Source organism: Pedobacter sp. AC464 (assembly GCF_979253075.1).
The window spans coordinates 1697926-1723069 of sequence record NZ_CEEDBV010000002.1 but is presented as its reverse complement, the minus strand read 5'-3'; the positions used below and the strand labels follow the sequence as shown (position 1 = coordinate 1723069).

General features: G+C 39.1%; 16 protein-coding genes and 2 tRNA genes. 5 read left to right on the top strand and 13 right to left on the bottom strand.

The genetic code is table 11. The annotated features are described in order from the left end of the window. The first annotated feature begins 50 nt into the window (after positions 1-50). The 3 genes from AC0IWT_RS18390 to AC0IWT_RS18380 are packed head-to-tail and all read left to right on the top strand — an operon-like array spanning position 51 to position 1892. On the top strand, positions 51-863 hold the full coding sequence (locus AC0IWT_RS18390) for a S24 family peptidase (protein ID WP_471798269.1): 813 nt from the start codon (positions 51-53) through the stop codon (positions 861-863). 3 nt (positions 864-866) lie between these two features. After that, positions 867-1286, top strand: a complete 420-nt coding sequence (locus tag AC0IWT_RS18385) for a helix-turn-helix transcriptional regulator (protein WP_471798268.1) — start codon at positions 867-869, stop codon at positions 1284-1286. 3 nt (positions 1287-1289) lie between these two features. Then, positions 1290-1892, top strand: a complete 603-nt coding sequence (locus AC0IWT_RS18380) for a hypothetical protein (RefSeq protein WP_471798267.1) — start codon at positions 1290-1292, stop codon at positions 1890-1892. On the opposite strand, the gene AC0IWT_RS18375 is transcribed toward AC0IWT_RS18380, so the two are convergent. From AC0IWT_RS18375 to AC0IWT_RS18365, 3 genes are all read right to left on the bottom strand, one after another. Continuing rightward, entirely contained in the window at positions 1889-3085 is a 1197-nt protein-coding gene (locus AC0IWT_RS18375; protein WP_471798266.1) for a tyrosine-type recombinase/integrase, read from the bottom strand. The genes AC0IWT_RS18380 and AC0IWT_RS18375 overlap by 4 nt on opposite strands. 181 nt (positions 3086-3266) lie before the next feature. Next, positions 3267-3410: transfer RNA gene (locus tag AC0IWT_RS18370), tRNA-Asp, on the bottom strand. Between the two features lie 76 nt (positions 3411-3486). Next, positions 3487-3594, bottom strand: a tRNA-Asp gene (locus AC0IWT_RS18365). Between the two features lie 156 nt (positions 3595-3750). On the opposite strand from AC0IWT_RS18365, the gene AC0IWT_RS18360 reads away from it, so the two are divergent. Next, positions 3751-4227 (top strand): Lrp/AsnC ligand binding domain-containing protein, encoded by a 477-nt coding sequence (locus AC0IWT_RS18360; RefSeq protein WP_056872036.1) that lies wholly within the window; start codon positions 3751-3753, stop codon positions 4225-4227. Positions 4228-4438: 211 nt separating this feature from the next. On the opposite strand, the gene feoB is transcribed toward AC0IWT_RS18360, so the two are convergent. The 7 genes from feoB to AC0IWT_RS18325 all read right to left on the bottom strand — a co-directional run bounded on the left by feoB (position 4439) and on the right by AC0IWT_RS18325 (position 14341). Beyond that, positions 4439-6544: a ferrous iron transport protein B gene (feoB, locus tag AC0IWT_RS18355; protein WP_471798265.1), complete on the bottom strand. Its 2106-nt coding sequence runs from the start codon at positions 6542-6544 to the stop codon at positions 4439-4441. A gap of 8 nt (positions 6545-6552) precedes the next feature. Then, complete coding sequence (locus tag AC0IWT_RS18350; protein ID WP_056872037.1) at positions 6553-6768, bottom strand: FeoA family protein; 216 nt, start codon at positions 6766-6768, stop codon at positions 6553-6555. 99 nt (positions 6769-6867) lie between these two features. Further along, positions 6868-9636 (bottom strand): outer membrane beta-barrel protein, encoded by a 2769-nt coding sequence (locus tag AC0IWT_RS18345; protein WP_471798264.1) that lies wholly within the window; start codon positions 9634-9636, stop codon positions 6868-6870. A gap of 151 nt (positions 9637-9787) precedes the next feature. After that, complete coding sequence (locus AC0IWT_RS18340; RefSeq protein ID WP_471798263.1) at positions 9788-12604, bottom strand: outer membrane beta-barrel family protein; 2817 nt, start codon at positions 12602-12604, stop codon at positions 9788-9790. A gap of 255 nt (positions 12605-12859) precedes the next feature. Then, a complete protein-coding gene (locus tag AC0IWT_RS18335; protein WP_056872094.1) occupies positions 12860-13258 on the bottom strand; it encodes a VanZ family protein in 399 nt (132 codons plus the stop codon). A 10-nt stretch (positions 13259-13268) separates the two neighbouring features. Further along, entirely contained in the window at positions 13269-13649 is a 381-nt protein-coding gene (gcvH, locus tag AC0IWT_RS18330) for a glycine cleavage system protein GcvH (protein ID WP_056872040.1), read from the bottom strand. Between the two features lie 467 nt (positions 13650-14116). After that, on the bottom strand, positions 14117-14341 hold the full coding sequence (locus AC0IWT_RS18325; protein ID WP_471798262.1) for a hypothetical protein: 225 nt from the start codon (positions 14339-14341) through the stop codon (positions 14117-14119). Between the two features lie 186 nt (positions 14342-14527). On the opposite strand from AC0IWT_RS18325, the gene AC0IWT_RS18320 reads away from it, so the two are divergent. After that, positions 14528-14656 carry a hypothetical protein gene (locus AC0IWT_RS18320; protein ID WP_471798261.1) on the top strand — a complete coding sequence of 43 codons (129 nt, stop codon included), beginning with the start codon at positions 14528-14530 and terminating at the stop codon, positions 14654-14656. Between the two features lie 258 nt (positions 14657-14914). On the opposite strand, the gene sov is transcribed toward AC0IWT_RS18320, so the two are convergent. Genes sov through AC0IWT_RS18305 form a run of 3 tightly spaced genes read right to left on the bottom strand, consistent with a single transcriptional unit; the run spans position 14915 to position 25072 of the window. After that, complete coding sequence (sov, locus tag AC0IWT_RS18315) at positions 14915-22093, bottom strand: T9SS outer membrane translocon Sov/SprA (RefSeq protein WP_471798260.1); 7179 nt, start codon at positions 22091-22093, stop codon at positions 14915-14917. A 12-nt stretch (positions 22094-22105) separates the two neighbouring features. Then, the gene (ruvA, locus tag AC0IWT_RS18310) at positions 22106-22690 is read right to left on the bottom strand and encodes a Holliday junction branch migration protein RuvA (protein ID WP_471798259.1); all 585 of its coding nucleotides are present in this window, start codon (positions 22688-22690) and stop codon (positions 22106-22108) included. Positions 22691-22747: 57 nt separating this feature from the next. Continuing rightward, positions 22748-25072 (bottom strand): NADP-dependent malic enzyme, encoded by a 2325-nt coding sequence (locus AC0IWT_RS18305; RefSeq protein ID WP_056872044.1) that lies wholly within the window; start codon positions 25070-25072, stop codon positions 22748-22750. Between the last annotated feature and the right edge of the window lie 72 nt (positions 25073-25144).

The following is a 25144-nucleotide window of genomic DNA, read 5'->3' as shown; positions in this document are numbered from 1 at the left end:
ATTTCTACAGTTCATAGAAATATTGTAGAAATAATAATAGAAATTTCTAAATGCCTGAAAATCAAAACGAAAAAATTATCGAGCAACACAAAAGGCTTTCCTTATTCTTGAAGTACAGAGGTTTGAGCTTAAGAGAGGCGGAGCAGATGTTGATGGTTGGAAATGGCAGGCTTGGCAAAATGGCCCAAAATGGCACTGCTATTAAACCTGCTTTCATGGAGAAAATTCTAAATACCTTCCCTGATTTAAATGAAGAATTTCTACAGTCTGGAAGTCTTCCAATGATTAAGCCCAATGATGAGTACAAAAATCCGAGGCACGAGGCTAAGCCAATCAGCCTATATCCTACAACAGAGGATGAGGACGGGTTAAGCAAGAAGTTCGTTTATACGGCCGATGGCACTATTGGAATGAAGGTAAAAGTTGTTCCTGCAAAAGCCTATGCCGGATACTTGAGAGGTTTTGCAGACCCCGAATACTTTGATGATTTTGAATATGTCGTAATTGCGGTTGAGCAAGAGCATAGAGGCACTTACCTTGGCTTCGAAGTTCGGGGCGATAGTATGGTGTGCCTTGATAGCGAAGAGTTAGCCGAACAGAGCATTTTTCCCGGAAGGATTGCAATAGGCCGCGACCTTCCAAAACATCAGTGGGTTTACAAACTGCATACCCATAATTATGACACCTGGGTTCTGGTTCACAAGACGGAAGGAATACTAATAAAGCAAATAACGAATCATAATGTAGAGGAAGGAATAATAACAATTCATTCTCTCAATCCGAAATATGAGGATGAGGAGCTTTACTTAGATGAAATCGAGCAAATATTTAGCGTTGTTCAAATAATAAAGAAAAGTAGATAGCAAATGCTTAAGAACGATAAACTTAAAGAAGCACGTAAAGCTGCTGGCTACACTCAAAAGGAATTTGCAGAAAAGCTTGGGAGTAATCAAGCGTATGTTGCTGCCTTAGAAACTAGAAGCAATTTTTCGATGGAAAAGGCGATTGAGATTGGCGAAATTCTAAAAATTGACGGTAAATCACTGATGGTTGACGCAGCGGGGCACTCCCTAGAAGTTGACAAGGAATCTATTATCAAAAATGTATTGGCATTCCTAAAAAGAAAAGACATTAAAATAGTAGATTTGATAAAGGACTTAGGGATATCTCGTACTGCCTTTTACTACCAGATAAAAAGCGAAAACATGAAACAAAGCTTTAAGGACGCCTTCCAAAAAGTGACCGGCTATAACATCATGGACATAATAAATGAAAAACAGTTTTAACTAATGAAAAAACTATTACTAGCGATTCTCGCATTACCAGTCTTCTGTTTCGGGCAGGTTGACTTGAAAAAAGTAACCTTGTCTCCCGGAATTCAAGACAGCATAATCGGAACCTCTTTTGTGCTGAAAGAGAAACAAATTATTTTTCAAAAAGTTTATGCATCAACACTTAACAAAGAAGAATTAATCGCAAAACTAAAATCCTTTTTACCCGGGGCGAAAAGCTTTCAGCTTACTGATAGTCCAAATCAGAACGGTGACCAATTTAGTGGAAGGCTCACGGATTTCATTGTCAATTATAGGAAATACGGGGGCACATTGATGGGAACACCATCTCTGCTAAACAATGGATTGAATGCGAATGTGATAATCCAGGTCAAAGACAATAAATACCGCGTCATTATTTCCGACGTAATTTTCAAAGCAGTAAAAGTTCTAATTAATGATACCGGCACTGACTTACTAGCTGATGACTTTTTGAGCAGAAATAAGCGCCAATATATCAGAGATAATCCGACAACATTAAAGGTTGCTGATTACATGAGCAAGGATTTTAGCGATACGTTCGACATAACCAAAAGCACGAAGGTTTCAACTGATTTTTAATCAAAAAGCTTATCTGCGATATCATCCATTTCTTCGGATTTTCGCAGCTCTTTAATATAGCGTTCGGTCATTGCTCTTGAGGAGTGGCCGAGCATTGCTTGAACATCTTTTAAGTTTCCACCAAGCTTTTTATCTGCCATTGCCGCAAACGAATGCCGGGCATTATGGGAGGTAATCTTTTTATTGATTTTCAGCTCCGCCATGATATCCTTTAATGTTTCATTTATCTTGGTGGTGCGGTAGGTAACCTGATTGTTTAAATCATCTTTGCTTTGTGATGCTTCCCCTTTCATAAACGGCATTAAGAATCCGTCACCATGGGAATAAAGTGATAGGATTGCATCAAGCTTGGGAACAATCTTTATTGAGTGAGGCTTGTTACCTTTTCCAGTTATATAAATCAAATACCCATTTTTTATATTGACCTTTCGAAGCCGCAAAACGTCACCTATACGGATGCCTCGGCCGTAATACTGAATTAGAAATGCATTCCGGTAATGGAAGGCATCACCCTTGAGTTCCAGGTTTTCAATTTTGGTAATCTCTTCTGGCGTGAGCTTCAATCTGACAATCTCATCAGTTTTGTTCTTCCTTTTTTCAAGATAGATGTTTGACTGGCCGGCGAACGAAACGATTGTATTAATAGTTTTAAATGTATCGTTAATTGTGTTGTTGGAATTCCCAATGCCACCAGTGCTGTTTTTCTCCTTCTCTTTGCAATGCTTTTCAAAATTCTTTATCCAGGCATTATCAATATCAGAAATTAAAAAAGGCTTTGGCTTGAATCGTTTTATTTTGTTAATGCGTCCTTTCACGGTGTCATAGTATCCAGATTTCGGATTAAGTGTTGCGAGGTAGGCATCGGCATGAGCCTGGAAAGATTCCATTGTTTCACCAGGTTCGATTGGCTCCTCGACAAATACATCTTCAGCATTCCAGGGCTTAAGTGAATACTTCAGTGAGTTGAATATTTTTTTGTAGAAAAGAAAACGCTCGGAAATTTCCTGATTCTCGAAAACGTAGGTTTTTTTCTTTTTGGTTACAACCTTGTCAATATCATTCCACTCATCTTTGAATGCCCGGCCTAAAGATTTACGTTTGATTTTCCTATCTTTGGTAACGGTGACGGTAATGGGATGCCTTCCGTCACTAAGAGTCTTTGATATGTAAAGTTCTAACCTAATTGAAGCCATAGTGTGAATCTGGTGTAAACCTAGTGTAAACCTCAAACGATTTCAACAGGTCTCAAACGATTACCAAAGATAAATAAATTGCTTTAGAATAGCTACAGAGCGGTTTGAAAAAAGTCTAAAAAGAAAAAGAGCAACCCATCCGGGATTGCTCAATTAACTAACTTATTATTCATAAAAAATGCTGTTGGGGAAGGAGTCGAACCTTCAAGGGGTAGTTAGCTACAGTTCAAAAAATTAATTGTGGTCAACCCAATAAACTGCGTTTGTCCCATTATTCCCCACCACCGAGACAAGGAGGCGTGTCTGCCAATTTCACCACCCAACATTCTAATTAAGTTTGAGGCCGCAATTTTCAGTTTTCAGCCGGGGCCTTCTACTCATAATCGCGAACTCCAAACTAGCTGTAGGGGAAGGAATCGAACCTTCAAGGAGTAGTTAGCCGTTACCGGTTTCCCATATTCTCCACCACCGAGACAAGGAGGTGTGTCTGCCTGTTTCACCACCCTACATTATGTTTAGCAAATTGTTAAAGAACGTCCCTTTTTCTTACTTGCTTGATACAAATGTAAAGGAACAATCAATATCTTGCAAATATTTTAAACATTTAATTTTATTTTTATAATATTGATAATTTTTATTATATTCGCTTATCAAAATTCGAAAATATGCTTAAAAAAGACAATTCCAATTTAGAAATTGACAACCTGGACATTGACATTTTAAAACAACTGATGCTTGATGCCACGAAACCTTATACCGAAATAGCAAAAGATTTGATTGTTTCTGGTGGCACTATACACGTTAGGATGAAAAAACTGCAGGAAATGGGTATCATTAAAGGCTCACACCTGATAATCGACCCTCAAAAAGCCGGCTATGATATTTGTGCTTTTTTGGGGATATATCTTGAAAAAGGCATTCAGTATAAAGATGCGGTTGACCAGCTAAGTAAAATTAAAGAAGTTGTAGAGTTACATTATACAACGGGCGCCTACAGTATGTTTGCTAAGATTATCTGTAGAGATACCAATCACCTCCGCCACGTTTTAAACGAAGAAATACAGGCTGTAAATGGTATTCAAAGAACTGAAACGTTAATTTCGCTTGAAGAAAGTATTAAGAGGCAGATTGAACTTGGCTAGAATGATGGCTTAATTGCCTTAGTTGTAGCGAAAGCTTTTTGTAATAAGCGTTTTGGATTTAACCAATAATATCTGGATGTTTTTTGCCACTTAGACCCGATTGCAGTGAACACGTAGCCGCAGCTTTTTCTGCTGTGGGCGCAGTAAAACGAAAAGCGGGAAGGGACCTGAATAGTTGCAGAAAATTGCTCTTCGAATAGCTAAAATAAGTCTATTTAAGTATCTGGTAAGCAATTAATGCTGCAAAATAGGCCATGGCGGTCATGTAAACCAGCTGAATAACGGGCCATCTCCAGCCTTTAGTTTCGCGGTAAACGATTGCAACAGTGCTCATACATTGCATGGCGAAGGCATAAAACAACATGAGCGAAATGCCCGTTGCGAAAGAATAAACCGGTAAGCCTGTACGACTATTTACCGATGCAGCCATCCTTTCCCTGATGGTAGTGGTATCTTCATCGCCGCCATCTACACTGTAAATGGTGGCCATGGTGCCTACAAATGCCTCGCGTGCGGCAAATGAAGTAATTAAACCGATGCCAATTTTCCAATCGTAACCTAAAGGCCGGATTGCCGGCTCTATCAGATGGCCCAAAATGCCAACATAAGAATTTTCGAGTTTCTCGGTCGCGATCAAAGTTTTAGTATGATCTGCCTTTGTAGAATCGAGCATGGCGCTCTGGTACTTTTTATCGATATTTTCGAAACGATTTCCAGGGCCGAACGAGGCCATTACCCATAAAATAATAGAAATTGCGATGATTACCTTACCGGCTTCAAAAACAAAGGTTTTTGATTTCTCATACATGGTGTAAAAAACATTTTTCCACCGAGGCATGCGGTAAACGGGTAGCTCCATGATAAAATATGCCCGTTCTTTTGTTTTGATGATGAACTTCATCACCCAGGCTACAAGAACCGCAGCGATAATACCAACTAAATACATCACCATTAAAGCGAGGCCTTGCAAGTTAAAAATACCTAAAATCGTTTTTGAAGGGATGATGAGCGAAATGATTAGAATGTAAACAGGAAGCCTGGCCGAACAACTTACCAGGGGCGTAACCATTATCGTTATCATCCTGTCTTTCCAGTTTTCGATATTTCTGGCAGCCATAATTGAAGGTACAGCACAAGCCAAACCACCAATCATTGGCACCACTGATTTACCATTGAGGCCAACTTTACTCATAATCTTATCCATCATAAAAGTAACGCGGGCCATGTAACCGGTGTCTTCCAGAATGGAAATAAAGGCAAATAGAATCGCGATTTGAGGAATAAAAACGAAAATGCCACCCAGGCCTGCAACGATGCCATCAAGCACTAAATCGGTAAGCATGCCAGCCGGAAGATATTGATGGCCTGTGGCTGTTATAAAACCAAAACCACTTTCTATCCAATCCATAGGATAAGACGACCATGCAAAAATTGCATTGAAAATGGTAAAAAGAATGGCAAGGAAAATGGCAAAACCCCAAACTTTATGTGTTAAAACTGCATCTAACTTATCGCTGAATGAAAATTTCTCTGCTGTGCCTTTATCCACTACTACATCGGCCAAAACTGTACCCAAATGCTTGTAACGTGCAATTGTTTCTGCAGCCTGCACCTTTGAAGATTCGAAGTTGTTGGATACCTCGATCTCTTCGATTTCCAGCTGCTCCTTTTCTGTAAAAAAAGTTAAATGTTCGTGCTGATGCAAAACCTGAAGCGCATAGTAATCGTTGCTGGAATTTAGCTTCGATTTGATGGCGTTAATAGCAGCAGGTGCAAGTATGTTAACATCTACATCCTGTAACTGCGTTGGAACTTTATTTGTGTTTGCTATAGCCTGCTTAAGTGTATCTATCCCAATATTATTCCTGGCCGAAATTGACACCACCTGAACACCCAGTTTCTGAGCAAGCTTATTCAGGTTTATGTCGATTCCCTGTTTGGCTGAAAGGTCTATCATATTTAAAGCCAAAACCATTGGAATACCTAAATCAGCAACCTGAGAATATAAAAGCAGGTTACGTTTAAGATTCGAAGCGTCGGCAATCAAGACAATAACATCAGGAAAACTTTTGTTGTTCTTATCTGCCAAAACCTGAAAAACGATGCTCTCGTCACTGCTTTTCGGGTATAGACTGTAAGTGCCGGGTAAATCAATAATCTCCACATCTTTTCCGTTGGGAAGTTTCATATAACCTGTCTTTTTATCGACGGTTATACCCGGGAAATTTCCAATTTTTTGATTTAAGCCGGTTAAACGATTAAACAGAGTAGATTTACCTGTATTGGGATTACCAACTAATGCAACTTTAATATCCAAAGCAACTATTATTGAATGATAATGACATCTGCTTCGCTTTTACGCAAGCAAAGCTGATAACCTGCAACACGAATAGCCATTGGGTCGCCTAATGGCGCAAAACGTTCCACTTCCACAACTTCGCCAGGCAAACACCCCATCTCCATTAACTTAACAGATAAATCAAGATCTGTAAAAGCCATTATTGTTCCTTTTTCGCCAACTTTTAAGTGTGAAAGTTTCATGTGCTTAATTTGTCTGCAAGTTACCCTTTCTTTAGATTTATTCCAAATAAGACAGTGATAACTGTTAAATTTTAACGCATGATTTACAGGAAAATGATTTTAGTTCCTTCTTCCACCGCCAGCTCCAAATCCTCCGCCCCGGTTTCTGTCGCCCATTCCGTTACTACGCAGATTATTTCTGTTTTTCCCACCCATTCTGTTAAGTGTGTAAGTAAAGGAAAACATGAAATAGCGTTTGAGCACATTGTAACTAACATCCTGAATGGTATTATTATTTGCCGTTCTGGTAATGCCCTGATTTTCGTTTAGCAAATCGTTAATGGCCGCTTTGAACGTACCCCGATTTTTGAAGAACTGCTTACTGATGTAGGAATTTACGAGGGTAAACTTCGTGTCGAAGCCCTCTCCTCGCCCGGTATTTTGGTTATAATCGGCATCAACATACCAGCGAATATCTCCGGGAAACATATAACTTACAGAGATATTCGGGCTAAAAGTATAATACCTGGTGTTCGAGTTTGGCTGAACTGAATAGGTAGATCGGTTAACAGAACCGCTTACACCTGCCGTAAGCTCGAGCTTATCAAGATTTGAAACCAGCCGGTAGCCATTTGTAACCGACCAGCTGTTGGTAATATTTTTTAGCGAGTTGGTAAAATTTACGTCTCTGTCATAACTGCCATTTGCACTTATCTGGAAATTTAATTTATTCTCAGCCATAATTGGAAGGCTTAAAGATGAAGCGATTGACCCCGTGTAAGTTCCGCTCACATTTACCGGAAGGACCGCAATTTTACCTTGGTTTATTCCACTTTGAATTAGGCTGCTGCTATTTGCGATTTTATTTGAGGTTTGTGTAAGATTAAGATTGATAAACAACGACCTGTTTTTACCAGCGGCAAAAGTGTTGTATGCAACCCTCAAAGTATTGTTAAACTCAGGCTTTAAATCTGGATTGCCAAGCGGAATACTTTGCGTGTTAGTATTGTTCGGAATGGGCTGTAGCTGCTGGATGGTGGGTTGAGTAGTGCTTCCTCTATAATTGATTACGAGCCGTTTGCTATTACTGAAATTATAGCGATACATGGCCGACGGTGTGTAATTGAATACATTTTGTTTTAACACATAATGCTGTGTCAAATTATTGTTTGTGCGGTCTGTATTCTGAACCGCCATCGCAATATTCCAATTGTACTTTTTGCCATTTCCATTGAAGCTGAAACCCGCCGAATTTGTTAAAATGGTATTTTCATAAGAGTTACTGTAGGTTAAATCGAGTAAATCATATTGCAGCGTTGCCGGATTGTAATTATAGGTAAACCTATCGGATGTATTATGATTGTAGCCGTTTTGGTAATTAAATTCCAAACTAAGAATTTTAGATATTGGCTCGGTGTAAACCAATCGCGAACTTTGATTAATTGATTCTGACTGCTGATCGTTAAACTGATTGGTTACTTTTTGTGTCGTAATCCCCCCATTTATCGTATTATCAATTATGTTATTGTAGTTATCAGCGTCGTTATTATTAATACTTGTATTAAAGTTTAGCGATAGGGTTCTGCCTCTGCGCATAAATTTTCTTCGAAGCAATATGTTGTTGCTTATTGATGGAGCAGTAGAATGATTGTTTAAAGCCTGTGTTCCGTTCGTTACATAGCTGCTGTAATCTCTGGTGTAAATACTATTATTTAAACTTTCGTTATTGGTGTAGCTTAGGGTAGGTTGAATACGTAGCGATGTTAGTGAATCGATTTTAGTATCAATCATAAAATTTAACCGGTGATTTAACCTATCAGAAACATTATTTTGGTTGTTGTTGAATACAGTTGTGATATCGCCCAAAAGGTTTTGTGTAATGCTGTTTCTTAAAATAAGATTTTCCGTCTTATTAAAAAAGTAACTTGCACTAAGCTGAGTTTGGTCTGAGTAAGTATCTGCGAAGTTAAATCCTAAAGCATTTGTGGTGGTTATACCAGTGCTTCGTCCACCTGCACCACCGTTGCCACCTAAACCGCCGCCAAAATTTTGTTTATTTACATTGTTAAATTGAGCAATAACACTCATTTGCTGGTCTTTATTAAACCGGTTTACGTTCGCGTTCACGTCGTACCTGTCATTAGAGCCGTAACCTGCGCTGCTGTTTCCAAAGTAGCCGTTCTTTTTGTCTTTCCTCGTGGTTATATTAATGATTTTCGTGCGTGTGCCATCATCTATACCGGTAAACTGTGCCTGATCGGAAAGCTCATCAATAATTTGAATCTTATCAACCATATCTGCAGGGAGGTTTTTAGTTGCAAGCAAAGGGTCGTTTCCAAAAAATTCCTTACCGTCCACTTTAACTTTTGTAATGGTTTCACCTTGTGCCTTTACCGCCCCTGCTTTATCAACTTCAACGCCTGGTAATTTTTTAAGCAAATCTTCAACAACAGCATTTTCCACCGTTTTAAACGAACTTGCGTTAAATTCCAGCGTATCTTTTTTAACCACGATAGGCGGCACCTCTGCCTTAATTTCTACCGTTTGTAAATCGATGCTTCCTGTGGCCAATATAATATCGCCAAGGTTCACATCTGCTTTATCTGCAGCAACGTTAAAATCTTTATTTGCATTTTTTAAGCCCAGAAAAGCGGCGTACAAACGGTAGCTGCCGGGTTGGAGGTTTTTAAAAATAAACCTGCCATCTGTCGCCGTGGTTGTAGCACCAACAACGCTCGAATCTTTCAAATTTTTAATGGCAACAGAGGCGTAATCTACGGGTTTCTTATCTTGAGATTGAATAACTCTTCCACTAACCGATCCCGATTTTTGCTGGGCATAAACAAAAGAAAAAGAAAGCAGGAGCAGGCTGGTAAAAAGTATCTTCATTTGGTTACATCGTGTGTTCTTTATCTAAGACTTTAAACTCTGGCGAGGGTTTGTTTAGGTGAGGTAACAATTGAAATACAAAAGCAATTAAACAAAAAAGGCCTGTTCGAATCTCGAACAGGCCTTTTTGTAAGCATCAAGTTTTTTTCACTTAAAACCGAGGACGGCCTCCACCCTGGCCACCCATACCTGGCATTTGAACATCGTTACCGATATTTCTGCCGCCAATACGTGTTAGTGAATAAGTGAATGAGAACATATAATAACGTTTTAAAACGTTGTAATTTAAATCGGTAATTGTATTTGCTGTAGCTGTACGACTAATACCCTGGTTTTGATTAAGCGCATCATTAACGGCGATTTTAAATGTACCGCGGTTTTTAAAGAACTGGCGACTGATGTAAGAATTTACCAGCGTGTAGTCTGTGTTATACGCATCTCCGCGACCTGTGTTTTTATAGTAATCAAGATCTATTGCTAAGCGAATGTTTCCCGGTAAAACATAAGAAACATCAAAACTTGGCGTAATGGTGTAAAAAGTATTGTTCGAATTGGGTTGTGCAGAATATGTTGCACGGTTATATGTTCCGCCAATTCCTGCTGTAATGTCCCATTTATCCAAATTGGTCACAAACCTATACGTATTTCCTACTGTAAGCACATTCGTGATGTTTTCAATACCACTGGTAATATTTGTTCCTCTTGAGTATTGTGTAGTTAACGTTGCATTTAAATTCAATTTGTTATTCGGGATAATTGGCTGGCCTAATACAATATTTGCATTACCACTATAATTTCCGTTAACATTAATATATTGAGAAGCAATTTTGCCATAATTAACATCGTTCGGGTCGGTAACCGCAGATTGACTTGAAGCAAAGGCGTTAAACGTTTGTGTAAGGTTTAAAAACACCGCAAAGAAACGCATTTTTGCGAAGGCAAAATTATTGTATCTAACGCTCAATGTGTTGTTAAAAGCAGGTTTCAAGTTCGGGTTACCGATAATTACTGATTGAGTATTTGTATTATCAGGAATTGGTTGAATCTGATCGATTGTTGGTTGTTGCGTTGTTCCTCTATAATTTACCGTTAATCTCTTACTATTACTAAAGTTATACCTAAACTGAGCAGATGGCGTTAAATTCACAAAGTTTTGAGAGAACACCACGCCAGTTGTAAGGTTAGTGTTTTCTCTGTGAGTTTGCTGACCGGCAACACCAATATTGAAATTGTACTTCTTTTGGTTAACGGTATAGCTCAAACCGGCAGCATTTGTAAGCGTTTGGTTTTCGTAGTGATTTGAGTAGGTATTATCAACAATATCGAAGTTACCTGTAATGCTGTTAAAGTTTAAAACATTCCTGTCAGATGTGCTATTGTTTATTCCATTCTGATAATTCAATTCTAAACTTGTTGTTTTTGACAATGGCTCTGTATATACAACCCTTGTGGAATTTGTGATATTATGGCTGTTCAAATCGTTCAACTGATTTGTAAGTTTCTGTGTAGTTATGCCATTTACAGTATTGTTGTCGAGAATATAATTGATGTTGTCAGAATCGCTATCATTTATCGATGTGTTTACATTTAACGACAATGTACGACCTCTGCGTTTGAATTTTTTCCTCACTAAAATATTGTTATTAATCACCGGCGTGGAATTACTTGTTGTGTAACTTTGATTACCAACTGTATTCGAGGCACCGGTAGCAATTACGTTATTTCTAACATAATTATTCAGGCTCAGCCCATCATTTTCAGTATAGGCAATATTGGGCTGAATTTTAATACTTGTAGAAGAATCGAGTTTGGTGTCTATCATAAAGTTCAACCTATGGTTAGACCGATCACTATTGCTGTTTAAGTAATTATTTACATTCTGAGAGGTATTACCCAACAGCGTTTGAGTACTGCTGGTTTGCTCATTAAACACAGAAGACTTATTGAAAAAATAACTTCCCTGAATCTGAGTGCCATCTTTGTAAGTATCACCAAAGTTTAAACCGGCTGCATTAGTTGTCGTAATACCGCCACCAGCAGATGTGCCACCGCCACCGCCGCCGCCGCCACGACCGTTACCACCACCGCCAAAACCATTGCCCTGACCGTTACCACCGCCAAAGTTCTGTTTGTTTACGTTATTAAACTGTCCGATGAAACTAAATTGCTGATCGTTATTAAACTTGTTCACGTTTAAACTCGCATCGTAACGATCATTGGTTCCATAACCAACAGTGCTATTGCCGAAGTAGCCTTTTTTCATACCGCTTTTGGTTGTGATGTTTAAGATTTTGGTTCTTGTACCATCATCAACGCCGGTAAATTGCGCTTGTTCGGATAGTTCATCAATTACCTGAATTTTATCTACCATATCAGCAGGAAGATTCTTCGTCGCCAATAATGGGTCACTACCAAAAAACTCCTTACCATCAACCTTAACTTTTGTTACGGTTTCACCGCCCGCCTTGATGCTACCATCTTTCGCAACTTCAACGCCAGGCAGTTTCTTCAACACATCCTCAACCACAGCATTTTCTCGAACTTTAACAGATTTTGCATCATATTCAAGCGTATCCTTTTTTACTACAACGGTTGGCACCTGCGCAGTAACGTTTACGGTATTTAAATCTAAGCCATCATCAGCCATGGCAACATCGCCAACATTTACGGCTGCCTTTGCTACAGTTACATTTTTATTTGTGGTTTTTAAACCAAGGAATGCGGCAATTATTCTGTAATTACCTGCCGGGATATTTTTAAAAGAGAAAGTTCCATCAGGATTTGATTGGCCAGATGCGACAACGCTCGAATCTTTTAAACTTTTAATTGCGATTGTAGCATAATCTACAGGCTTTTTATCTTTAGCATTAATTACCCGGCCATTAACCGAACCAGTATTCTGCGCCTGTGCAAAGTATCCACAAAAAATTAGAACAAGAAATATTGCTCCGCGAACGTAAATTTTCATCAAAATATAAATATAAGTATTACTAAACTATGCTATCAGACTTAAGGATTGTCCAAAGGTTTGTTAAGGAGTGTTAAAAGTTCGGTAACATTTTAAATACAGCGCCAAAATCCATGGTTATGCTGTAAATTAAACGGTTTAATAGTTTATTTGCGGGCAGCAGGGTAAGATTTGTAGTAAACCTTAGGGCAGTTACAGCCTTTTTTAAAAATACCGCAACCATTTAAACCCAAAAGGGCAACTAAGCAGATTAAACTAATTTTTCTTTTCATCGAAATTTAACTTATGCAGTAAAATGTAGCTAAATACAGCCATAAAACAGCCTAACATGTCGCAGGCAAAGTCCCACCATTCAGCAGAACGATAAGTAAAAACTTTCCATTGCAATAACTCAATTCCTCCACCAATTAATGCACTGATTAAAATGATTTTGAAAATTGTTAAGGTTCTAAATCCAAAATTATTCTGGTATTTTATCTTTCCGTAAAAAAGAAGTACCGATAGAATAAAGAAGAATCCAAGATGGGTCATTTTATCAAAACCCTCAAAAAAGAAACCGCCACTTTTGGTTTCGGGCATTCTGATATTGCAAAGCACTAAAATTACGGCAGTCCAGAAAATGGCCCACTTTTGATGTTTTAGTGCTTTGAACACAGTATTCGAACTAGGCTCCAACTAAAGATTGGTATGCATCTGCCGATAATAAATCTTCCACTTCTGCTAAATCAGATAATGAAACTTTCACCATCCAACCTTTACCATAAGGATCAGAATTCACCAATTCAGGATTATCATTTAATTCAGTATTAATTTCCAAAACTGTTCCGGTTACGGGCATAAATAGGTCAGAAACAGTTTTCACGGCTTCAACAGTGCCAAAAACTTCTTCTTTTGCAACTTCCGAACCAACGCTGTTTATATCAACATAAACAATATCGCCTAGTTCGCGTTGTGCGAAATCTGTAATGCCAATTAATGCTTCACTACCTTCTACCTTAACCCACTCGTGGTCTTTGGTGTATTTTAATTCTGATGGAAAATTCATTTGTTTTCAATTTGTTTGTTCCAAAGTTAGTTAGGATTTTCAAGATTTCAGTTTTTTAACGCTAAAAATGTTAAGGTTTACCAATTTTAACCAAAAAAGTTATCATTAATTTAAAGTAAATCTGAAACTAAATCCAAAATTACTAAACGAGGTATTAAAGGTTTGAGACGTACTAGGCTTTATGATTTTAGAGTTTGATATTAAACTTTTGATTTAAAACATAATCAACGCTAAGTCTAAAGGTGATATTCTTACCGCTAGCTGAAATTTCGGCTTCCTCAACATCTGCCGGTAAATAACTGCTTTGTTATCTCTAATGGCAAGGTCAGGTTTAAAACTCATTATTGTTAGCCCGTTAAGTATTTCAAAAGGGATTTCCGTTTGTTAAAGATAGAAGCATATCGTAAATAACTGCGGCCTCACGTGCCTTCCCGAAGATGGACTGGCAATAAGTAAAGAGTTCTAGATTAAGCGGCAATTGACCCTCTTGCGAGGTTATTTATTTCTTCAATAATTGAGGCTTGAATCTTAGCGTCATCAACTGGCACAAGAAACCCATTACGCTCAATTAGACATCCCTTTTCTATGCCATCAATAAATACACGACACTTATCGAGGCCATCTTGAATCTGATTGAGGATAACGACATCCCCATTTACAAATAAAATTCGGGTTTTATATTTCTTAAACATGTTTTCAAAAGTTAGGTTAACCTCTTTTTACAACATGCGTACCATTTTCATTAATAATCTGTCAGCACCCTAAACACTGAAAGAATAAACCTGTTTTAAGCTCCTTAGTGTACATTATACACACTAAAAAAATAAAATATTTTGCTTGAGTATGTTATCGAATAATGCGACAAAAAATAAATAATCATGTCTTTATTTAAAGACACTAAACGATCAAAATGTAGCTTAACCGACAGCGTTTTGTCATTTGCCGATTACCATATCAATGGCCTTTCAACTGAATTTAATCAATCAGCATTGGATAACGATATTTAAAATTTAAGTATCATGAGTTTAAGGAGGAGAAATTTGAAGGCTTTTCATACTTCTGGCAAATTAAAAAATCTCAATTCAGAGAGGACTCCAATTCCTAAAACATATATAAAAAATACATGGTAGCTAGCAATTTCAGAAAATAGACTTTTACAGGATTATTGGTCAAAATAATTTCTTCGATATACTAACAACTGAAGAACCTATGATTGAGCGGAAAGAAGATGAATGACAATTTTTTTCTCACCATAAATATCACCATTAATTTAAAGTAAATCTCAAACTAAATCCAAAATTACTAAATGAGGTATTGAAGGTTTGAGACGTATAAGGCTTCGTAATGTTAGAGTCGTAGAAGAGTTTGATATTAAACTTTTGATTTAAAACATAATCAACGCTAGGTCTTAAGGTAATGTTCTTAGCGCCAGATGAAATTTCGGCTTCCTCAACATCTGCCCGGTAAATAACTGTTTTGTTATCTCTAATGGCAACATCAAGCTTAAAATCCATATTGTTATCCATCTTTAAACTTTTAAACCAACCAAAAGGAAAACGGAATTTTGTGGTACGATAGCCTAAACCTAACACCACATTATTTTCTGATAACTGTGCGAGCTGGCTATTTGACAAGCTTAAACCCAGCAACCGCGAACGATTTAATTCGAAAGTTGCAGTAAGGTTGTTTTTTAATCTTGTATCTACACCAATTAGCGGCGAAAAGTATTCTGAAACCGTAACCTGAGCAAACTGGAACTGAGGAAGAAAATTATTATTGGCATCTCTTGCGCTCGAATAGCCGTTATTTTCCTGATAGCGAAGCAGCGAATTGTAGCCGTTAATATTATATGCAGAACGATAACCATGTTTAATATCGATTGAAGAAAATCTATCTGCAATAAATGGAATGCTCGTTAAACCGCTATAGGTTAAACTCCAGTTTGGTAGGGGGATTTTAGGGAACGAGTTCATTGAGGATGTGCTAGCATCTTTCCCCGAGTACGCTGCTAAAAATGCCGAGATAACGACATCCTGACTTTCTTTGCCATACCCGTCGGCAAATCCATTTGCTTGTCCGGCTGAATTTGGATTTTGACCACCCAAACGCTGCGAAATTATCATTCTGTTAGACATGAAGCGGTTGTACAATGCAGAAACCGTATTGGCATTACTTTCTTTGAATGCCGTACCCAGGGTGATGTAAGAAATGCTGTAGTCGCCGGTTGTAATTGCACTTAAGTTCTCGAAAGAAGAAACACTGGCTACGTATCTGAAATTGGTCGAGAAATTTCTCGTTTGTGCACGGTTCGCCCTTAAAGTAATTCTCAAATCCCTTATCGGCTCCAGCTGTCCGGTTAATTGAAAATCTTCCCGAAGCGTGTTCACGTACATTTGCGTTTGCAAAGTATCAGTTGTTAGCCAACCGTTGTTTAAGGCCATGTCTCGTATATCTCGCTGACTGCCGAAAACAAAGCCCAATCCAGGCGCTCCGCTTACATTATCAATACCAAAATACCTGCTTCTTGGCAAGTAACCAGGCAAGAACGTACCCTTTGTTTGCACGTAGTTTATGTTTACATTTTTTAAGCTGGTTACCAGGTTGATGAAGAAATTCTTTGCTTTACTGCCCCCCTGAATGTTGCCCGCGTTTCTGATGAAACCAAACTTGTTATAAAGGGTAGTTAAGTTTAAGGTGGGGTTTACCTGGATATTTCTGCTATTTTGTATGGTATTACCTAAATTTATATTCGGATCGATAAGGGTTGCCAGAGGTTCAGTTTGCCAGTTAAAGTTTGTTCCGTATTTTGTTAATAAAGTAATCCAGTTTAAACCCGGAATTTTATTAATCGGAACCGCATAGGTAACATTTAAATTGTGATTATAATCTGTCGTACGGCCTAAACGTTTCAAGTTTTCCCAAACTGTATCGCGTTTCAAACCATCAATCCTGCCGTCTGGTTCATCTATAATGGAGTAATTGGTCGCATTAAAATCAAGCTGCAATGAGCGGGTTAAATTCCAGGCAATGCCATAAATGCGGCTCATGCGGAAATTTTTGTTAAAGGTAGTTCCGTAACCACTTTGCAATAATGGAATTGCATTATTAGGATCGTTATTTCTCAACGTATTTTCCGAATAAAGTCGATCTACATCAACCCTGAAATTAATTGCGCTCGGCAAAATACTGAAGTTGAAATCCTTCAATATGGCGAGCATATTCGATTTTATGATTTTTTCAAATGGCGCATAACTCTTCGCTTCCCGCGAATAACTGTATTGCAACGAGCCCCTGTACGTGTTTTGAATACTGCTTTGGTTAATAAAGTCGCGGTGATCGTATTGCGTATAAGCGTAACTTGCGGAGAAATTCTCGATGTCCCAAAGCCTTACCGGCTTGCTATTATTTATACGTTCTTTGCGAACATTGGTAAAATTTATTCCCCTTCTAACCGTATAATCTTGTGCAAAGTTTAAAATCGAATCCTTTTCTGCCTTTGTAGCTTGCTCCAGCGCATTTTTTAATTCTATATCCGGTGTTTTAGGATTATACTGAGGCGTGGAAACCTGCTTCGAATAACTTACATACATCGGAATTTTTACACCTGATTTCTGAGGTAAAAATTTGCCCAATTCTACGGCTGATGACACATCTAACAAAGTATTGTCGGCCCGGTTGCGCTCGCTGACTTTTGAATCTATCGAACCGAAACCTATCGTAGATTTGCTGCCTGATATGTTAACGTCTGCAAAATCGGCTAATTTAAGATTTAACCGCCCGGTTGCAGCCCAGCCACCACGTTCATCAAATTCAGTTAACCTCAACTCATTAAACCAAACTAAAACATTTTTATCCAGCCCATCATCGCCCTCGGGATTAACCTGGCTCCGCAATGGGTTTTTAACACCCAACATATAAACCCGAACCTTACTCATATCTGGCTGGCCTTTTACGATAATCGTTCTTACCCCATCAGAATACGTAAACGGTAGATTTATTGGCCATGGCGAACCATTTGCCTGCTTTGCCGAATTACGGGCGAGCTTTGCATTTTGAAACAATGTTAAGTCAATGTCTATCTGGTTTGCTGCAGGCCATATCGCATCAGGGTCTGTGGTGCCTGGAGAAGTTACCTTTAATGGTAAAACATATTCGTAGTAATTATCCTGGTTATCCGTTCCGATCCTCAAAAAAGCGGCAACGTCATTATCGTTTAAAACCTGATTGTTCACCGCCTCGGCATGCACAAACATTTCTAAATGCTTATAGGAACGGAAATCGCTATAAGCTGTTTTAAATGCAGCTCTTCCATAGCCGTCTCTCAATGTTTTTACGGTTACAGATAACGATTGTTCATTTAAGCGGGTATCGCCACGGTAATTACTGTAATCGCGTTCGCGGATGATTCCCGGAGGTGTAACATATGGAATTGGAGAACGTTTGCCGTTTTCCTCAATATTAACAGTAGAAACTTCTATCGACGAATTATCTGGCGTTAATAACGGCAGCGATGGATCTACAATAACCTGGTCGGCTGTATTTGTAGCGTTAAATTCCCGCCACTCGCCTCTAATTAACTGCAGTTTTGCAAAACGCATTACGGTAGTATCGGCGAAGTTGGTCATAAACATCCTGAAAAAACGAATGGATTTAAAATCCTGAATTCCGCCAACTCTTTGCTGGTAATCGCCAATTGGAATTCTAACCTGATACCAGGAAACCGCCTGGGTATTACCATTTGCAAGCCTAACCTGCGAGGTTACTTTATCGGTAATAAAATTCTGGCCTACAACTAAATCCGCCGGGCGCATCGAGAATTTATACTGAAAGTACTCATCGCTCTGCGTCATATTGTTATCTCGGTTGATGTCTTCACCATCAGGCAATGATGTTGAAGCTGAATTCTCGATACCCAATTCTTCCTGAGACTGCTGAGCGGTTTTCGAATTCCCTTCCGGACCGTTATATTTTTCGTACCGTTTTAAAATTCCTGCATTCAGCTGATCAAGCGCCGGACCTCTAAAATATGTGTAGTCATCGGATGATGGATCGGCATCCATCATGGCCGCTGCAGCAGGGCTCAACTGTCCTTTAATTAAGTTAATTGCCCCTGCAAATTTAGCCCTTTCGTTTTCATTCGATAAACCATCTAAACCAACGTCTTGCGCCTTGCGGGCATCAGGACTATTATCAAAAGCCTGAACAACCGGCTGCAATTTTGGTACCCGTCCCCAGGTTGTTTCGTCGAACTTAGTCGGGTCGTTAGTTGCGGGCAGTCCATTCTCCAAAGCTTTCCTGCCATCCTTTAAAATGTCTTCAGAAATATTTCCCAAATTGAAATACAGATCTCCACCCGAAGAATTTGGTTTATAAATAAACGGGTCCATCACCCAAAACTCTATAAAACCAATATTTAAAGCCTCAAAATCGTTTGTTTCTATTTTGCGTTGAAATCCTGCCCAGTTATTTCGCGGATTTAATAGAGTACCATCTCTGTTAAAGCCAGTTGTTCTAAAATTGTATGGGCCGCGAAGCGTTGGATAATACGCAACATCAAGCGTTGCAATGTTTAGGGCCTGGCCTGTTGCCGTTTGTTTGAACGGAAATACTTCCTGCTCAATTACTTCCCTAACATAATGATTAGAAAGTTCATTTCGATTGTTACGAATATTTGCAGGCGTTGTAGATGCCGCCGAATTGTAAAAAGTTGGGTCTATATTGTAAAAGGCTACTCTAGCCCTGTTGTAGCCATAAGCTAAATCATTTACCAACTGTGATTCGCTAAACAACTGAGGCGTACCAGAAAGTTGCCACGAAATGGCACTTTTTAAATCAATAACCGACCTCGAAGCTTCGAAATCATCGAGGTAACTTACACCATTTTTACTCCCTGCAAAATTAAGAGCTTTCGGGTGACCAGGAATCAGTTGCGCAAATTCTCCGTAAAAAGTAACACTCGACGGTGCTTTGGTCGATATTAAAGGCAACTTATCTACGAGCTTGGTTAAAAACCTTGACGGTGAGCTGTAGTTGATATCAGCACCCCAGATGGTGTTTGATATAGGTTCTTCACCAATATTTACCTTTTGTGTAAGTGGTTTCTCGGTGAGGTTCATAATGGTACCCCCGAGGTTAAGTTTATTATTAAGGCGATAATCTAACCGCGTTCCAAACAAAGACCTTTGCTGTAAACCAAAAAGTTCGTTGTTTTCTGTCGTAATCCTAATGGGCTGACCAGAAGTTAGAAGCGCCTGGTTTATAATACTTACGCGGCCGCCCTGATAGTCGACTGTAAAATCGACGCCTTCAGTTAGAGGCATGGTACCCGCAAAAACTTTTACAGAGCCTTCCGGAACGTTGATGGCATTTAAACTAAATTCTGAAGAAACATCAGATTGATAATTACCTTTGATAATGTACCGATTCTTGTTCTGAAACAGTTGTTTAGCAATGGTTTGAGTAGAATCGTAAAGCGCTGTAAAAGTGTATTTATCAACTAACGCTTGTTCGGATGGAAGAAATTTAGTTGCTAAATCTTTACCAAATGGTTCGATAATAGGAAAAATTATGCGCCCGTTTGCCGGATCGATGGTTATGTAACCCGTATTGGTGTTTGTAATTAGAGAGGATAATCCTGAAGCGGAAAAGTTTGAACCAAATGTTGCGGAACTGTTTGCCGTATAAGAATTTGTTGCGGAACCGAAAGCATTATTTGCCGGCACAAAGTCGAAAACACCATCCGATTTCCGCTCGTTTTGCTGATTTAACCTATCAAATTCGACCAGTCTTATCCACTGCTTATTTGCGGTGTTCTGCCCTTCCGTCATAACCGGATTTTCCACCCCGGTTTCGTTGTCAATTCTGTAAATATCTAATCTAAAATTCTGGCTGCTGATTTGATAACCTCCAATTGAATAGATGTTTTTCATCATCAAATCCCAGGTTGGCAAATTAATTTTTGTGGTTTCATTCTTTAATAACTTTGCGAACAAAACTTTCGGGTTGGTTGCATCAAAAGTTACATCGGTTGAAAACTCACCCACCTGATACTCTACTCCATTGTATGTATAGCGATAGGCAACAGCCAAAACTTCATCAGAATTAAGCGCATTGTTTAAAGAAATGTAGCCGAGCTGAGGCTGAAAAGTGAACTCCCGTTCTGTTAATTTTCTAGCGTAAGTAAGCTTCGCAAAGTTATCAGTAGCACCATTTGCCTGGAAATAAGAGATTACATCATTTGAGTTAGTAAACCGAGCTCCCGGAGGCAAGTTCTGCAATAAATTATTCGATTGTTGCGTAAATCCGGTTGCAGTCGTTCCGCCGGGTAAGGCAGACCCGCCACCAGTAATTTGGGCAGTGTTGTAGGGTACGTTCTCACCTAAATCCAGAAAGCCTAAAACATCTCTCGAATCTGTGGTGCTACCGGATTTATTTGTTATCCAGACCTCGATTTTTGTTATCTGAATTGGAGAGGTGATAACCGGCGCATTTGCGAGATTTTTGTTATAAGTATTTCTGAAATACTGTGATAAAAAATAGTGCCGGTTTGCCTCATAGTTATCAGCACTTAAACGGAACTCATTAGATTGTGCACCATTGGTAATTTTAATTTCTCTCGATTGAGATTTCTGTTGCGTGTAAACGCTGGTTACATTCAATTTACCAAACTGCAACTGTGTTTTTAATCCAAACAGCGCCTGGGTTCCCGTAATTAAGCTTGTATTAAGGGGCAAACTTACGTTTCCGGCCTCAATTTTTTTAATGATATCATCCGGGCCGCCGGTATAATCTAATTTAATCTGGTTCTCAAAATCAAACTGCGCCTCCGTATTGTAATTACTCTTGATTTTTAATTTTGTTCCGATATTTCCAACCAAATCCATTTGAATGCGCTGGTTAAAATCGAAGTTCGTTTGAACCCTTTGCCTTTCATTAAATAGTGGATTTTCATTTTTATTTACCCGACCTAAGAAAGTAAGTTCTGCTTCTCCACGAGGCTGAATATCGATGGTTGTACCGCCAAAAAGCTTTTCAAACGCCTTGGTATTTACCTGTATTTTAGGAATAATGCCGGTGTTCCGGAAATCGCTAACCTCCGCATTAGAAATACTGCGCCAGTTTCCCCTTTTAATCTCACTATTCACCAGGCGCTGGTATTCGTCAACCGTTAAATATTGAGTATTGGTAACGTATTTATCGCCGACTAAATCTTTAACAACATACCGTTTGTTTTTGGCATCGTATTCCACCACCCTTTTCAAACCGTTAGGAAGCGGATAAAAGGGATTTGTGGTAGGGTTTAATCCAAGAAGCTGTTTTTCGCGGAGGCTAAAGTTGTTTTTAGACATAGCGGTGTCCGCTTTGCCTGTAACAACCTGCGATATGGCGTTTTCAGAAGCAAATAAAAGTGGGATGAGAATTAGTAGGGTAAATATTCTCTTCAAAGGCGGTTAGATCTATAAATTTTTCAAAGCTTGTTTAATTAGCTGCTCTACCGAAAGCGTTCCTTCTGTTACTTTTAAAATCTGATCGATAGTTTTTTCGGCAGTTTGTTTGGCGAAACCGAGCATTACTAATGCAGATAACGCTTCATCTTTAACGGTATTGTGTTGAGGCATAGAAATTAGTGAATCTACGCCCTCCTTCTTCAGTTTATCCTGTAATTCCAGCACCAACCTTTGAGCTGTTTTTGCTCCAAGCCCCTTAATGCGCTGGATTAGCGCATAATCGGCCTTAACAATTGCGGTTTGTATCTCTACCGGCGTAATAGACGATAACATCATCTGGCCGGTATTTGGGCCAATGCCAGAAACTGAAATCAGGTGTAAAAACAATCTGCGTTCACCTTCATCTGCAAAGCCATACAAAGTATGCGCATCCTCTTTTACATGAAGCCATGTATAAAGTTTGCAACGCTCAGCATCACCCAGGCTGCTGTAGGTATTTAGCGAAATATTAATGTGATAGCCTACTCCTCCGGCTTCTACAACAACGTAAGCCGGGTTTTTAAAAGTTAATTTACCATCAATGTAAGCGTACATCCGTTTTACGGTTTTAAATCTGTGTCTTTATGCTTGTGGGAAAAATCCAAAATCAATTTACTTCTTTGCGGGCGTTTTTGCAAAAATACCTTTGCGTTTTGAAGTACCGGCCAAGTCTTCCTTAGCCTGAACGTCTACAACTGCTATCGTAACCATATTTACAATTTCGCGTACAGAGCTGCCGAGTTGTACAATATGCACCGGTTTATTTAAACCAAGCAATATTGGCCCAACTGCTTCGGCGCCACCCAACTCCTGTAATAGTTTATATGCAATGTTACCCGACTCCAGGTTAGGAAAAATTAAAGTATTAGCAGGGGCATTTACCAAAGTACTGAACGGGAAATTATCTTTCAATAATTCATTGTTTATTGCAAAATTACCTTGCATTTCGCCATCTACCACAATTTCAGGATGTTGCTTGTGCAGGATATTTACTGCTTTCCTAACTTTTTCAGGCACAACGCCATCATTAGATCCAAAATTGGAGTAAGACAGAATTGCCACCCTTGGTTTGATGTTGAATTGTTTAACAGATTTTTCGACTAACAAAGTAATGTCTACCAGTTCTTCAGCAGTCGGGTCTACATTTACAGTTGTATCTCCAAAAAACACTGGCCCTTTCTTGGTCATCATCATGTACATACCAGCTACGCGTTTCACCTCAGGATCTGCACCAATAACATGCAATGCAGGTTTTATAGTGGAACCATAATCTTTGGTCAAACCAGAAATCATAGCATCAGCTTCCCCAAACTCAACCATCGAGGCACCGAAGTAATTACGATCTCTGAGAAGTTTAATGGCATCACGCTCAGAAATGCCTTTACGCTGACGCTTTTTGTATAAAGCATTGGCGTATTTTTTGGTTTTCTCAGGCTCCTGCATCTGGTCGATGATTTGAACACCATCCAGTTCTAAAGCATGTCCATCAATAATTGCCTGTATTTTTTCCCTGTTACCGAGCAGTATCGGGATTGCGATTTTCTCATCACGAACAATTTGGGCTGCTTTTAAGATTTTATAATTATCTGCTTCAGCAAAAACCACACGTTTGGGATCTGATTTGGCTTTATTGGTTATCGAGCGCATAATTGCGTCGTCTAATCCTAACCGTTTTCTAAGTTCTTCACTGTATGCATCCCAGTCGGTTATTGTTTTGCGGGCCACGCCACTTTCAATAGCAGCTTTCGCTACCGCGATAGAAACCTCAGTAATTAACCTAAAATCAACAGGTTTTGGAATGATGTAATCTCTGCCAAATTTTAAGTTTCTTGCATTGTAAGCTAAATTAACAGCCTCGGGAACGGATTTTTTTGCCAGTTCTGCAATTGCTTTAACTGCAGCAATTTTCATCGCTTCATTAATTGTTGTTGCACGAACATCCAAAGCACCGCGGAAAATATAAGGGAAACCTAATACATTGTTAACCTGGTTCGGATAATCAGACCGGCCGGTTGCCATAATCAAGTCTTTGCGGGTTTTAACTGCAAGTTCGTAAGCAATTTCCGGATTTGGATTCGCCATTGCAAACACAATCGGGTTTTTCGCCATACCAACAAGCATATCTGGTTGTATCACGTTACCTGCAGAAAGGCCGATAAATACATCAGCACCCTTCATTGCGTCGCCAATGGTTTTTATATCTGTTCTAAATGTCGCGAAGCTCATCCGCATATCATCTAAATCAGTGCGGTGAATATCAATTAAACCATTGATATCGAACATTACCAGGTTTTCCCGTTTTACACCGAGCGACAAGTACATTTTCGAACAGGATACCGCCGCAGCACCCGCACCGCTTACCACAACTTTAATTTTATCTATTTTTTTCTTCTGAATTTCACAAGCATTCAATAATGCCGCACCAGAAATAATTGCTGTTCCATGCTGATCATCGTGCATTACAGGGATATTCATCTCCTGTTTTAGCCGACGCTCTATCTCAAAGCACTCAGGTGCCTTAATGTCTTCTAAGTTAACGCCCCCAAATGTTGGCTCTAAAGCCTTAACAATTTTTACAAAATCATCAACATTTTTTGTATCGAGTTCCAAATCAAAAACGTCGATATCGGCAAAGATTTTAAATAGCAGACCTTTACCTTCCATCACCGGCTTGCCGGCTTCAGGACCAATATCACCTAAACCCAAAACCGCGGTTCCATTACTAATTACTGCAACCAGGTTTCCTTTTGCGGTATATTTGTAAACGTCTTCTTTATTTTCGGCTATTTTTAAACAAGGTTCTGCAACACCAGGCGAGTAGGCCAAAGTTAAATCTCGTTGTGAATTTGTTGGTTTTGTTGGTACTACCTGTATCTTTCCCGGCCGCCCTTGCGAGTGGTAATCAAGGGCATCTTGCTTTCTGTTCGTATTACTCATTAATTGTAACTAACTAGTGACGGTGCAAAGGTACAATTCTTTTACGGAGGGTTGAAATAAATACGAAAATGA